This is a genomic window from Streptomyces sp., from assembly GCF_035563135.1.
Lineage (GTDB): Bacteria > Actinomycetota > Actinomycetes > Streptomycetales > Streptomycetaceae > Streptomyces.
In genome coordinates this window covers 1-13,089 of the sequence record NZ_DATMVN010000558.1, presented here as the reverse complement: position 1 = coordinate 13,089, position 13,089 = coordinate 1, and the positions used below count along the sequence as shown (strand labels likewise).

At 71.4% G+C, this 13,089-nt stretch carries 14 protein-coding genes and 1 pseudogene; 6 read left to right on the top strand and 9 right to left on the bottom strand.

Annotated features, from left to right (window positions below; genetic code table 11):
* Positions 1-261, bottom strand: a pseudogene (locus VN520_RS24840) (metallophosphoesterase); the annotation flags it as partial.
* A gap of 60 nt (positions 262-321) precedes the next feature.
* Positions 322-567 (bottom strand): SCO4848 family membrane protein, encoded by a 246-nt coding sequence (locus tag VN520_RS24835; protein ID WP_261988630.1) that lies wholly within the window; start codon positions 565-567, stop codon positions 322-324.
* A gap of 121 nt (positions 568-688) precedes the next feature.
* On the opposite strand from VN520_RS24835, the gene VN520_RS24830 reads away from it, so the two are divergent.
* Entirely contained in the window at positions 689-1,933 is a 1,245-nt protein-coding gene (locus tag VN520_RS24830) for a D-alanyl-D-alanine carboxypeptidase (protein WP_325749154.1), read from the top strand.
* Here the strand turns inward: VN520_RS24830 and VN520_RS24825 are convergent.
* Positions 1,881-2,804, bottom strand: coding sequence for a YihY/virulence factor BrkB family protein (locus VN520_RS24825; protein WP_325749153.1), 924 nt, complete (start codon positions 2,802-2,804; stop codon positions 1,881-1,883). The two genes, VN520_RS24830 and VN520_RS24825, sit on opposite strands and share 53 nt — an antisense overlap.
* Positions 2,805-2,969: 165 nt before the next feature.
* Here VN520_RS24825 and VN520_RS24820 point away from each other — a divergent pair, with 165 nt between their 5' ends.
* Complete coding sequence (locus VN520_RS24820; protein ID WP_325749152.1) at positions 2,970-3,728, top strand: decaprenylphospho-beta-D-erythro-pentofuranosid-2-ulose 2-reductase; 759 nt, start codon at positions 2,970-2,972, stop codon at positions 3,726-3,728.
* Positions 3,729-3,761: 33 nt separating this feature from the next.
* On the opposite strand, the gene VN520_RS24815 is transcribed toward VN520_RS24820, so the two are convergent.
* A complete protein-coding gene (locus VN520_RS24815; protein WP_325749151.1) occupies positions 3,762-4,352 on the bottom strand; it encodes a 2'-5' RNA ligase family protein in 591 nt (196 codons plus the stop codon).
* Between the two features lie 90 nt (positions 4,353-4,442).
* Complete coding sequence (gene trpS, locus VN520_RS24810) at positions 4,443-5,456, bottom strand: tryptophan--tRNA ligase (protein WP_325749150.1); 1,014 nt, start codon at positions 5,454-5,456, stop codon at positions 4,443-4,445.
* 54 nt (positions 5,457-5,510) lie between these two features.
* On the opposite strand from trpS, the gene VN520_RS24805 reads away from it, so the two are divergent.
* A complete protein-coding gene (locus tag VN520_RS24805) occupies positions 5,511-6,251 on the top strand; it encodes an RNA polymerase sigma factor (RefSeq protein WP_414719941.1) in 741 nt (246 codons plus the stop codon).
* 496 nt (positions 6,252-6,747) lie between these two features.
* Positions 6,748-7,953 carry an ornithine--oxo-acid transaminase gene (gene rocD, locus VN520_RS24800; RefSeq protein WP_325749155.1) on the top strand — a complete coding sequence of 402 codons (1,206 nt, stop codon included), beginning with the start codon at positions 6,748-6,750 and terminating at the stop codon, positions 7,951-7,953.
* 32 nt (positions 7,954-7,985) lie between these two features.
* On the opposite strand, the gene VN520_RS24795 is transcribed toward rocD, so the two are convergent.
* From VN520_RS24795 to VN520_RS24785, 3 genes are all read right to left on the bottom strand, one after another.
* On the bottom strand, positions 7,986-9,173 hold the full coding sequence (locus tag VN520_RS24795) for a glutathionylspermidine synthase family protein (protein ID WP_325749149.1): 1,188 nt from the start codon (positions 9,171-9,173) through the stop codon (positions 7,986-7,988).
* Positions 9,174-9,179: 6 nt separating this feature from the next.
* Entirely contained in the window at positions 9,180-9,455 is a 276-nt protein-coding gene (locus tag VN520_RS24790; protein ID WP_325749148.1) for a hypothetical protein, read from the bottom strand.
* Positions 9,456-9,588: 133 nt separating this feature from the next.
* Positions 9,589-10,986 carry a PLP-dependent aminotransferase family protein gene (locus VN520_RS24785; protein WP_325749147.1) on the bottom strand — a complete coding sequence of 466 codons (1,398 nt, stop codon included), beginning with the start codon at positions 10,984-10,986 and terminating at the stop codon, positions 9,589-9,591.
* A gap of 47 nt (positions 10,987-11,033) precedes the next feature.
* Here VN520_RS24785 and VN520_RS24780 point away from each other — a divergent pair, with 47 nt between their 5' ends.
* Entirely contained in the window at positions 11,034-11,546 is a 513-nt protein-coding gene (locus VN520_RS24780) for a carboxymuconolactone decarboxylase family protein (protein ID WP_325749146.1), read from the top strand.
* A 98-nt stretch (positions 11,547-11,644) separates the two neighbouring features.
* Positions 11,645-12,382, top strand: a complete 738-nt coding sequence (locus VN520_RS24775; protein ID WP_325749145.1) for an isocitrate lyase/phosphoenolpyruvate mutase family protein — start codon at positions 11,645-11,647, stop codon at positions 12,380-12,382.
* A gap of 89 nt (positions 12,383-12,471) precedes the next feature.
* On the opposite strand, the gene VN520_RS24770 is transcribed toward VN520_RS24775, so the two are convergent.
* Positions 12,472-13,089, bottom strand: a 618-nt coding sequence (locus VN520_RS24770; RefSeq protein ID WP_325749144.1) for a malate dehydrogenase, incomplete at its 5' end; no start/stop codon positions are given.

The window sequence follows — 13,089 nt, the reverse complement described above, 5'->3', positions numbered from 1 at the left end:
TGCCAGCGTCAGGTAGAGCAGGGCGGCGAGCCAGAGATAACCCGGCCAGGCGAATATCTGCTGCAACCAGAAGGGAAAGCCCGCACGGCTGGAGGCGAAGGCCCCGACGGACAGCAGCGGCAGCACGAAGGCCGCGACGGTGCCCACGCGGCGCGCCGGGCTGCCCTGCTCCGTCGTGTCACCGATCAGCCGGCGCCACACATACCGGTGCACACCCGCCAGCAGCGCGAAAACCGCGACCGCAACGAGTACGAAGACCACAACCACGTACGCTCCCCCGCTGAAACGATCCTGTCCGGACGGCCACCCGAGCCCGGCCCGTCATCTGCCTTCGCGACGCAAAGCCCTGACACCACGGAACCCGATGACCCCTACAGCCGTCCCCAGAAGAAACGAGGTGATGGCGAGCAGGAGATGGACCCAGAAGTACGCAGTCGGGTCACCCGCGTCGTCGAACGCGAGCCCGCTGCCGTCCTTCCACAGATTCTTGACAAAGGTGACCCAGATGACCCAGCTCCACGCTCCGAAGACGAGCAGGAACCAGGAAACGGGGCGGCTGAGCTTCATGCATCCAGTATCGCCGCCGCGCTTCCGTCCGATCGCCCGGGGTGGGCTGTCCCGGCGGTATGCACGGCGGGTCAGGCCATCCGGGTCCCCCTCCTCAGTAACGCCCTGTACGTTTCCGACCGTGCCTGCTCTGAAAAAGACCGTAATGACGGTCCTCTCTGCCGCGTTGCTGTTCGTATCCGTCGTCAGTCCTGCGGGGGCAGCCGACAAGGACAAGACCGACGACAAACAGAAACAGCCCGTGCCGACCGGTCCGATGTCGACCGTGGGCGGCGAGCGGCTGGGCCGGGTGGGCACCCAGGTCTCCCTGGGGCCCGGCGCCCCGGTCCTGCCGAAGGATCTCAGCGCACGGTCGTGGATCGTCGCCGACGCGGAGAGCGGACAGGTGCTCGCGTCCCACAACGCGCACTGGCGGCTGGCGCCCGCCTCCACCCTGAAGATGCTCTTCGCCGACACGGTGCTGCCCGCCCTGCAGCCGAAGACCCTGACCCACCTGGTGACCGAGGAAGAACTCGCCGGCGTCGGCGAGGGCAGCAGCCTGGTGGGGATCAAGGAGGACCACTCCTACACGGTCCACGACCTGTGGCTCGGCGTGTTCCTGCGCTCGGGCAACGACGCCGTGCACGTGCTCTCGGAGATGTACGGCGGAGTGCCCGCGACGGTCGCCGCGATGCAGCGGCATGCCGAGGAGCTCCAGGCCCTGGACACGACCGTCGTCTCCCCCGACGGCTACGACGCCCCGGAGCAGGTCTCCAGCGCGTACGACCTGACGCTCTTCGCCCGCAGCGGGATGCAGAAGGCGGACTTCCGTGAGTACGCCGCGACGGCGACGGCGGTTTTCCCCGGCGAGCAGAAGAAGGGCAAGAAGCGGGAGAGCTTCGAGATCCAGAACACCAACCGGCTGATCACCGGTGACACCGGGGTGGAGCCGTACAAGGGCATCGCGGGCGTCAAGAACGGCTACACCACCCACGCGGGCAACACCTTCACGGGAATCGCGGAACGCGACGGGAAGGTGCTGCTGGTGACGGTCATGAACCCGTCGTCCGAGGAGAGTCACGCCGTCTACAAGGAAGCGGCCGGGCTGCTCGACTGGGGATTCTCCGCCAGCGGCAAGGTGACCCCGGTCGGCGAGCTGGTGCCGCCCAGGTCCGCCGTGGCGGCGAAGGGCTCCGAACCCGCCGCGGGCGCCGGCAGGATCGAGCAGAAGAAGCACACGGCCGCAGCGGCCACGGCCGGCACCGGCGGGGTCCGGACCGCCCTGTCGGTCACCGGTGTGCTGCTGGTGCTCCTGGCAGCCGGTGTGTTCCTGGTCAACCGGCGCTGGCCGCTGCCCGACCTGGTGCGTCGTCTCCCCCGTCGCTGACGGCCGCGCCCTCCCCGCTGTTCCTGCTCGGTGTCGCCGTCCAGGCGGCACAGACCAGCAGCAGTTTCGCGCTGAGGTTGATCCACAGGAGAAGCGCGATCGGCACACCGAACGCGCCGTACATGCTCTTCGACGCGACGTCCCGCATATAGCTGCCGAGCAGCAGCTTGAGCAGTTCGAAGCCGACCGCGCCGACCAGTCCGGCCACGATCAGCCGGCGGCGCGGCGGCTCCACCCCGGGCAGCAGGGTCAGCAGGTAGAGCAGGATCAGGAAGTCGGCGAGGACCGCCACGGCCACGGCGGCCAGCTGGAGCAGCACCCCGCCCACACCGTTCTCGGGGATGCCCAGCCGGTCGGCCGACCAGCCGATGGCCGTGGAGGCGACGGTGGACACGGCGAGCGTCACGAGCGCCGCTCCACCGAGGCCGAGCAGCAGACCGGCGTCCTTGAGCTTGCGGAGGAACGGGTTCCCTTCGTCCACGTCGTCCCTCTCCCACACGGCGCGCAGGCAGTCCCGCATCGAGCCGACCCAGCCGACACCGGTGAAGAGCAGCAGCACACCGGCGACGACCCCCACGGTGCCCGCGTGCGCCACGAGGTCGTCGATGCCCAGCTGGTCCGAGATGCCGGGCACCTGGTCGGCGAGCGTCTCCTCGATCCTGTCGAGCTGCTCGGGGGAGAGCAGCGCGGCCCCGGCCGCGGCACCGACCGCGATCAGCGGGAAGAGCGCGAGGAAGCTGAGGAAGGTGATCGCCGCGGCGAGCCTGGTCCAGTGGACCCGGTCCAGCGTCTCGTAGGAGCGCCAGGCGTGCGTCTCCATCAGCCGCGCGAGGAGCGGCCCGAGCACGGGAAGTTTCTTCAGCCAGTCCATGACGTACGCGTACCCTTCCGGGCCCGGAAAACCGGCCTCGACGGCCTCTTGGGTCGCCCATTTCAGTGAGTGCCGTAACAAATCCACCAAAGGGGTTTTCCCGGGCGATACGGTCACGGCTGTGACGCCGTCCCACCGGCCCGTACCGCTGTGAGGAGTTATCCCGTGAAGGACGCCTTCGGTGCTCCGCAGTCCCTGCTCGTCCTCGGCGGCACCTCGGAGATCGGCCTGGCCACCGCGCGCCGGCTGATCGCCCGCCGCACCCGGACGGTCCGGCTGGCCGGCCGGCCCTCCCCCGGCCTGGAACGGGCGGCGGCCGAGCTGCGCGAGCTCGGGGCCGACGTCCGTACCGTCGCCTTCGACGCGCTCGACTCCGCCTCCCACGAGGAGGTACTCGGGAAGCTCTTCACCGAGGGCGACATCGACATGGTGCTGCTGGCCTTCGGCGTCCTGGGCGACCAGGCGCGCGACGAGGAGGAGCCCCTCTCCGCGGTCCGGGTGGCGCAGACCAACTACACGGGCGCGGTGTCCGCCGGCCTCGTGTGCGCCGGCGCACTCCAGGCGCAGGGCCACGGGTCGCTCGTGGTGCTCTCCTCGGTGGCCGGTGAGCGTGCCCGGCGCGCCGACTTCATCTACGGCTCCAGCAAGGCGGGCCTGGACACGTTCGCACAAGGGCTCGGCGACGCCCTGCACGGGACGGGGGTGCATGTGATGGTCGTACGTCCCGGCTTCGTACGGTCACGGATGACGGCGGGGCGCGCGGAGGCACCGCTCGCGACGACGCCGGGCGCGGTCGCGGACGCGATCGTGGCGGGGCTGCGGCGGCGTTCGGAGACGGTGTGGGTGCCCGGGGCGCTGCGGGTGGTGATGTCGGCCCTGCGCCATGTGCCGCGTCCGCTGTTCCGGCGGCTCACGGTGCGATAGGGCCACGCGCCCGGACCGGTCCGGGCGCGTGGCTCAGGGGTGCAGGGACGGCTCGTCCATGGAGCTGCCGCCCTGGACCGGCACGGCGGGCGCGCTGCCGCCGCCTCCGAACGGGAACTCGTGGATCTTGCGCCACACGCCGTCCGCACCCTGTTCGTACAGGGCGAAGGAGCCACAGGTCCAGGCCGCTTCGTACGAGGAGAGCTCCTGGTACGCGCGGTCCATGGCCTCCTCCTCGATGCCGTGCGCCACGGTCACGTGCGGGTGGTACGGGAACTGCAGCTCACGCACCAGGGGCCCGGAGGCGTCCCGGACCCGCTTCTGGAGCCAGGAGCAGGCCGAGGCGCCCTCGACGACCTGGACGTACACCACGGGCGACAGCGGGCGGAAGGTGCCCGTGCCGGACAGCCGCATCGGGAAGGGGCGGCCGGCCGCGGCGATCCGGGAGAGATGGGCTTCGATCGCGGGCAGGTCGGCCGCCTCGGCCTCGGTCGGCGGGAGAAGGGTGACGTGGGTGGGGATGCCGTACGCGGCGGGGTCCCCGAAGCTCGCGCGCCGCTCCTGGAGCAGGCTGCCGTACGGCTCCGGGACCGCGATCGAAACGCCAAGCGTTACGGTCCCCACATCGTTCTCCTCAGTCGTCGAAGGTCGTTCTTCGGTCGTGCCGACGCCAGTGTGGCCCTTTCGCCCGTGGTCCCGCCAGGGTCCTTGGACTCAGTGCTTCGCAGGCAGAAGGCCCATCCGGTCGTAGGTCTGCGCCAGCGTCCCGGCGGCGACGGTCCTGGCCTTCTCGGCTCCCCTGGCCAGGAGGGCGTCCAGGGTCTCCGGGTCGTCCAGGTACTCCTGGGTCCGGGCCCGGAACGGGGTGACGAACTCCACCATGACCTCGGCGAGCTCGGTCTTGAGCGCTCCGTAGCCCTTGCCCTCGTACTTCTGTTCCAGCTCCGCGACGGCGGTGCCGGTGAGGGTGGAGTAGATGCTCAGGAGATTGCTGACACCGGGCTTCTTCTCCGCGTCGTACCGGATCACGGTGTCCGTGTCGGTCACCGCGCTCCTGACCTTCTTGGCCGTGGCCTTCGGATCGTCGAGGAGGTTGATCAGGCCCTTCGGCGTGGACGCCGACTTGCTCATCTTGACCGCCGGATCCTGCAGGTCGAAGATCTTCGCCGTCTCCTTGAGGATGTACGGCGCCGGAATGGTGAACGTCTGCCCGAACCGGCCGTTGAAACGCTCGGCCAGGTCCCGGGTGAGCTCGATGTGCTGACGCTGGTCCTCGCCGACCGGAACCTGGTCGGCCTGGTACAGGAGGATGTCGGCGACCTGGAGGACCGGGTAGGTGAAGAGGCCCACGGTCGCCCGGTCGGTGCCCTGCTTGGCGGACTTGTCCTTGAACTGCGTCATGCGGGAGGCCTCGCCGAAACCGGTGAGGCAGTTCATGATCCAGCCGAGCTGGGCGTGTTCGGGGACGTGACTCTGCACGAAGAGGGTGCAGCGCTCCGGATCGAGCCCGGCCGCGAGCAACTGGGCGGCGGCGAGCCGGGTGTTGGCCCGGAGTTCCTTCGGGTCCTGCGGCACGGTGATCGCGTGCAGGTCCACCACCATGTAGAAGGCGTCGTGGGACTCCTGCAGCGCCACCCACTGGCGGACCGCACCGAGGTAGTTGCCGAGGTGGAACGAGCCTGCGGTGGGCTGGATTCCGGAGAGCACGCGGGGTCGATCAGAGGCCATGAACTCATTGTCTCAGGTGCGGAACCGATCTCCGGCAACCGGTGTAGGAAAGGTGTGAGGACGCGGGAAGAGGCTCCACAGCCGGGCCTGGAGGAGAGCCGCACCACCGAGGACGCGGGTGGGGGCGGGGCCGCCGGGCCCGGCGGAGGGCTGTCCGGGGGCCATGACGGCGGCGAAGCCGCGGTGATCGCCCGTGTGCGCGACGGCGACGCGGAGGCATACGCGCAGCTGGTGCGCGCCCACACGGGGGCCGCCCTGCGGGCGGCGGTCGCCTTCGGAGCGGGCGCGGACGCGGAGGACGTGGTCCAGGCCGCCTTCTTCAAGGCGTATCAGGCCCTGGGGCGTTTCCGGGACGGGGCGGCCTTCAGGCCGTGGCTGCTGCGCATCGTGATGAATGAGACGAGAAACACGGTCCGTGCGACGGGGCGTGCGCGCGCCGTGGCGGGCCGTGAGGCCGGTTACCGCGGTGCGGATCCGGTGATACCCGATTCGGCGGACCCGGCGGTGGCCGCCCTCGCCGGGGAGCGCAGCACGCTGCTGACCGCCGCGCTGGAGGAGCTGAGCGAGGAGCAGCGTCAGGTGGTGACCTGCCGCTATCTGCTGGAGATGGGGGAGGCGGAGACGGCACAGGCCCTCGGCTGGCCGCGGGGGACGGTGAAGTCCCGGCTGAACCGCGCGCTGAAGAAGCTGGAGCGGCGGCTCGGCGGTCAGCTGGGGCCGGAGCGGGACGAGCGGGACGAGCAGGACGAGCGGAAGGGAGGTGGCGGCGGTGGACTGGGCGACGGACAGCGATGACCCGGAGCGTCCCGGGCGGCCGGAGGACGGGCAGCGGGCGCGGCTGCGGGCCGAGCTGATGGCGCTGCGCGACGGGCTGGACGTGCCGGACACCGACGGCGCGACGATGGCTGAGCGGGTCCTGGCGCAGATCGTCGCGGAAGCGGCGCCCCCACCCGTGCCGGAGCCCTCCGGCCGTCTGAAGCGGTTTCGCGCGTGGTCCCGCGGACACGTCCAGGGCCTGGCCGCCGTCTTCTCGGGCGTGCTCATGGTGCTGGTGCCCGCCCCCCCGGTGCGCACGGCCGCCCGTCGGACGGCCCGGCTTCGGCGGGGCCGAGGTGCGCCGGGCTCCGGGGCCGCCGGGCGCTCCCCCCGGGTGGGAGGTGCGCGGGGGCGGCGCCTCGGGTGGGGAGGGCCGGGGGGCGCGCCGCGCCGGGAAGGTTTCCGCGTCCTGGATCCGACCGACGATACAAAGTGGGCACACCCCCGCCCACGCCGCACGACGAACGGAGATCCCGTGTCGACCACAAAAGCCCCCCTCCCCTCCGCCGGGGCGCACAGCGCACACAACTACCACCCGCTGCCGGTCGTCGTCGCCTCTGCGGACGGCGCCTGGATGACCGATGTCGAGGGGCGCCGTTATCTGGACATGCTCGCCGGGTACTCGGCGCTCAACTTCGGACACCGCAACCAGCGTCTGATCGACGCGGCCAAGGCCCAGCTCGAACGCGTGACGCTGACCTCGCGCGCCTTCCACCACGACCGGTTCGCCGAATTCTGTACGCGGCTCGCCGAGCTCTGCGGCATGGAGATGGTCCTGCCCATGAACACCGGGGCGGAGGCCGTGGAGACAGCGGTGAAGACGGCCCGCAAATGGGGCTACCGCGTCAAGGGCGTCCCGGACGGCATGGCGAAGATCATCGTCGCTGCCGGCAACTTCCACGGCAGGACGACCACGATCGTCAGCTTCTCCACCGACCATGAGGCACGGGACGACTTCGGCCCGTACACACCGGGGTTCGAGATCGTGCCCTACGGGGATCTCACCGCGCTCGCCGGAGCGATGACGGAGAACACCGTCGCGGTGCTGATGGAGCCGATCCAGGGCGAGGCCGGAGTCCTGGTGCCGCCGCCGGGTTATCTCGCCGGAGTGCGGGAGATGACCCGGGAGCGGAACGTGCTGTTCATCGCGGACGAGATCCAGTCGGGCCTGGGCCGCACGGGCCGGACGTTCGCGTGTGAACACGAGGGTGTCGTGCCCGACATGTATGTGCTGGGCAAGGCGCTGGGCGGTGGCGTCGTGCCCGTGTCGGCCGTCGTGTCCTCCGCAGCGGTGCTCGGTGTCTACAGGCCGGGCGAGCACGGGTCCACGTTCGGCGGTAATCCGCTGGCCTGCGCGGTCGCTCTGGAGGTGATCGCCATGCTGCGCACCGGTGAGTTCCAGCAGCGCGCCACGGAGCTGGGTGACCATCTCCACCGCGAGCTGGGGCTGCTGACCGGCGGGAGCGCTGTGCAGGCCGTGCGGGGGCGGGGACTGTGGGCGGGGGTCGACATCTCGCCGGCCCTCGGGACGGGCCGGGAGATCTCGGAGAGGCTGATGGATCGCGGGGTGCTGGTCAAGGACACCCACGGCTCCACGATCCGGATCGCCCCGCCCCTGGTGATCAGTAAGGAGGATCTGGACTGGGGGCTGGACCGGCTCCGCGGCGTGCTGGCCGGCTGAGTCCGGGGCAGCGACGGCGCGCGGTCACCGGCTCAGAGGATGACGTGGGGCAGGAAGCGGGCGTATTCGTCCGTGACCAGCCCCGCCGACTCCCGGATGCCGAGCCCGGCGGACTCGTCCTCTACCACCCAGGCGCCGAGCACCACACGGTTGCCCGCGAAGTCGGGCAGGGGTGCCAGCTCCTGGTAGCAGCAGGGCTCGTCGCGCTGCACCGGGGCGCTGCCCGGTCCGTGGACGGTGACCCCGGCGCCTTCACGGCCGAGCAGCGGCTTGGCGACGTAACCGGCTCCCTCGGTCCCGGCCAGTTCGCGGGGGCCGTCGAGATAGGCGGGGAGGAGATTCGGGTGGCCCGGGTACAGCTCCCAGAGGACGGCGAGCAGGGCCTTGTTGGAGAGGAGCATCTTCCAGGCGGGCTCGATCCAGCAGGTGCTGCCGGTGCCTCCGCCGTTGTCGAGGGTGTCCAGCACGTGCGGGCCGAAGCGGTCCGTCGCCAGCCATTCCCACGGGTACAGCTTGAAGCAACTGCGGATGAAGCGGAGCCGCTCGTCGACGAAGCGGCCGGACAGCCGGTCCCAGCCGATCCGTTCGACGGAGAGTGCCTCGGTGGCGATCCCGGCCTGGGCGGCGGTCTCCCGCAGATAGGCCACCGTCATCAGGTCCTCGCCCAGCTCGTCGCCGTCGGAGTGGGCGAAGTGCAGGGGGCCCGGCGGCAGCAGCGGGGCCTGCCGCTTCCACGCGTCGACGAGACGCTCGTGCAGGGAGTTCCACTGGTCGGCCCCGGGGAAGCGGTCCTCCATCCAGAACCACTGGGGGCTGGCGGCCTCCACCAGCGAGGTGGGGGTGTCCGCGTTGTACTCCAGCATCTTGGCCGGACCGGTCCCGTCGTACCGCAGGTCGAACCTGCCGTACAGGGAGGGCAGCTCGGCGCGGCGCCGCCAGGACTCGGCGACCAGGCCTGCCAGCCGGGGGTCGGTGATGCCGAGATCGGCGAAGCGGTCGTGCGCGACGATGTGCGCGGCGGCGGCCAGGCACATCGTGTGGAGCTCCTCCACGACCTCTTCCAGTGCCTCGACCTCGGGCAGCGAGAAGACGTAGTAGGCGCTCTCGTCCCAGTACGGGCGCAGCGACCCGTCCGGGTAGCGGGTCAGGGGGTAGATGAGCCCCTGCTCCTCGACGGTCTCCTGCCAGCCGGGGCGCGGTTCGATGGTGCGGCGTTCCATGAGGTCTCAGCCGCCGCTGGAGCCGGAGGAGCCGAATCCGTCGCGTTCGACCGCGGACTTGTCGAAACTTCCGCCGGAGACCTTGTTCTTGTGGCTGCTGCCACCGTAGTAGTACACACCGCTGCCGTCGCGGTCCTCGCACTCGTAGTTCGGCAGGATCTCCCGGGTCACCCGGTCGACGCACCGTTCGTCCGGTTCCGAACCGCACGCGGTGAGTGTTGCCGCGAGCACTCCCATGCCGCCGAGCACGACGGTGCCCGACCTCAGCTTGCGCCTGTTCATGTGCTGTTCTCCCCCGTCGTACCCACGCGCCCGTGTCCGCCGACCCGCGAACTGGCAGTCAGATTAGATGCCTGGCCCCTTCGACTGAAACCCGGTTCCGCTCGCTCCCTCCGGTACGTCCCGGTATCCCCGGTTACGGGAGCACCCGGCAGAGCGCGTCCAGCGCTCCGGCCCAGCCGCTCTCCGACGGCGTGCCGTAGCCGATGACCAGTCCGTCACGGCCGGGCTCCGCGTCCTGGTGGCGGAAGCGCGAGAGCCGCTCCAGTGCGAGTCCTTGCCAGGTGGCCGCCTGGACGACCGACTGCTCGGTCCCCTCGGGGAGTTCGAGCACGGCGTGCAGCCCTGCCGCGATCCCGCTCACCCGGAAGTCCGGTGCCCGCCCGGCAAGCGCCTCGACGAGCTGGTCGCGGCGGCGCCGGTAGCGCAGCCGCATGGCCCGCACATGCCGGTCGTACGCCCCTGACGCCATGAACTCCGCGAGGGTCAGCTGGTCCAGCGACCCGTTCATCCACTCGGGGCCGCCCTTGGCGTCGCACACCTCCCCCACCAGGTTCTCCGGCAGCACCATCCAGGCCAGCCGGAGCCCCGGGGCCAGCGACTTGCTGGCCGTCCCCAGGTAGACGACCCGTTCCGGGTCGAGCCCCTGGAGCGCGCCCACCGGCTGCCGGTCGTAGCGGAATTCGCCGTCGTAGTCGTCCTCCAGGACCAGGCCGCCCGAGGACCGTGCCCAGTCGACCGCCGCGGCCCGCCGGTCGGGATGGAGCGGGACGCCCGTGGGGAACTGGTGGGCGGGTGTCAGCAGTGCGGCACCCACGCGGCGCATGGCGCGCAGTTCGCCGGTCCTGGCCCCGGACCCGTCCACCGGGAGGCAGGGGGTGGCCAGGCCGGCCCGGGCCAGCAGGTTCCAGTGGATGTCGAGCCCGCACGATTCCACCGCCGCCTCCCGCACCCCACGCCGCCGCAGCACCTTCCCCAGCAGGGCGAGACCGTGGACGAACCCGGAGCAGATCACGATGCGTCCGGGGTCCGCGTACACCCCGCGCGCCCGCGCCAGATAACCGGCCAGGACGGTACGCAGCTCGATGCGGCCCTGTGGATCGTCGTACCCGAAGGCCTGGTCGGGTGCGGCGGTGAGGGCGCGCCTCGACGCCTTGAGCCATTCGGTGCGCGGGAAGGCCGAGAGGTCCGGTGACCCCGGCATCAGGTTGTGGGCGGGCCGCCGCACCTGCCGGGACGGGGCGCGGCGGCCCTTCGGCCCGGCCGCGTCGGCCCGCTGCGCGACCCTGGTCCCGGAGCCCTGCCGCGCGGTGAGCCACCCTTCGGCCACGAGCTCGGCGTAGGCGTCGGCGACGGTGTTGCGGGCGATACCGAGATCCGCGGCGAGCGTCCGGGAGGACGGCAGCCGGGTCCCGGGAGTCAGCCGCCCGGTGCGCACGGCCTCCCGCAGTGCGTTCATCAGCCCGCTGCGCAGGCCCCCGCCGACCGGTTCGATGTGCAGGTCGGTCCCGAAAGCGGCCCAGGAATCCGTCATGGAAATGGACCATACCGGTGCGCCATCCGGCCGTTAGCGTCGAACCCATGACCACGCACACACATCACCGCACGTCCGCCGGATACGCCCCCGAGCACCCCGCCCGCCTCCAGTGGGCGCAGCTCGCCCCCGAGGTCTACAAGGCCATGGTCCGGCTGGACGCCGCGTCCCGTAAGGGACTGGACCCGACACTGCTCGAACTGGTGAAGATCCGCGCTTCGCAGCTCAACCACTGTGCCTTCTGCCTGGACATGCACTCCAAGGACGCCCTCGCCGCGGGGGAGTCCGTCGAGCGGATCATCCAGCTCAGCGCGTGGGAGGAGTCGCAGCACTTCTACACGGAGAAGGAGCTGGCGGCGATCCGGCTGACGGAGGCGGTGACGGTCCTGACCGACGGGTTCGTGCCGGACGAGGTCCACGCGCAGGCCGCCGAGCACTTCGATGAGACCGAGCTGGCCCAGCTGATCGCCGCGATCACGGTGATCAACGCCTGGAACCGCTTCGGTGTCGCCGCCCGGCTGACCCCGGGGCACTACACCCCCGGCGACATCAAGCACTGAGCCCGCTCCACCGGGCGGCGGCGGAACGCGGGCGCCCTCGCCGCGTTCCGCCGGCTCCCGCGCCCGCCCCGCCCGCCTCCCCACCCCCGGAGCCCCCGATGAGCGAGCCCGTGTCCGTCTTCCGCGCTCTGCACCACGGACGCCCTCCCGGTGATCCGCTGGTCCTGCCCGGGCCGTGGGACGCCGCGAGCGCCCGCGTGTTCGAGGACGCCGGATTCCCGGCCCTGGCCACACCGAGCGCCGGTGTGGCCGCCTCCCTCGGCCACGCCGACGGACGGACGCCCGCCGCCGAGATGTTCGCCGCCGTGGCCCGGATCGCGCGGGCGGTGTCGGTCCCCGTGTCGGCGGACGTCGAAGCGGGTTACGGCCTGGCCCCGGACGAACTCGTCGGGCGTCTCCTGGAAGCAGGGGTGGTGGGCTGCAATCTGGAGGACTCGTCCGGCGGAGTCCTCGTCGACCCCCGGCAGCAGGCCGACCGGCTCGCGGAGGTGCGCGCCGCGGCGGGCGGGCGGCTCTTCGTCAACGCCCGCGTCGATACGTACATCCACGGGGACCCCGCCGCCACGGACGTGGTCGCGGAGACGATCGCCCGCGCCCGGCTCTACGCGGAAGCCGGTGCGGACTGCGTCTACCCGATCATGGCCCCGGCGGACGTCCTGCCCCGTCTGGCCGCCGCGGTCCCGGTCCCGCTCAACGCCCTCGGCACCCCCGGCGGTCCGGCCGCCGTGCGCCGGCTCGGCGAGCTGGGCGCGGCACGGGTCACCTTCGGCCCCCAGTTGCAGCGCAGGGCCGCCGACGCCGTGCGCGGCCTCGCCCAGGACCTGCTCGGCCGCTGACCGAACCGTACGGGGGCGCCCCCGGCAGCAGGTGCTGCCGGGGGCGCCCCCCCGTACGGTCCCGTGTCCGGCCGGTGGCCGGGCTCCGGTCAGATCAGGCCGAGCTCGCGGACCGCGTCGCGCTCCTCGGAGAGCTCCTGGACCGACGCGTCGATGCGCGCACGGGAGAACTCGTTGATGTCCAGGCCCTGGACGATCTCGTACTTCCCGTCCTTCGTGGTGACCGGGAAGGAGGAGATGATGCCCTCGGGGACGCCGTAGGAGCCGTCCGACGGGACACCCATCGAGGTCCAGTCGCCCTCGGCGGTGCCGTTGACCCAGGTGTGCACGTGGTCGATGGCGGCGTTGGCGGCCGAGGCGGCCGAGGACGCGCCCCGGGCCTCGATGATCGCGGCGCCGCGCTTGGCGACGGTCGGGATGAAGGTGTCGGCCAGCCAGGCCTCGTCGTTGACGACCTCGGCGGCGTTCTTGCCGGCGATCTCCGCGTGGAAGATGTCCGGGTACTGGGTCGCCGAGTGGTTGCCCCAGATCGTCAGCCGCTTGATGTCGGAGACGGCGGCACCGGTCCTGGCGGCCAGCTGCGAGATCGCGCGGTTGTGGTCGAGCCGGGTGAGTGCCGAGAACCGGCTGGCGGGGACGTCGGGCGCGTTCTTCATCGCGATCAGCGCGTTGGTGTTGGCCGGGTTGCCGGTGACCAGGACGCGTAC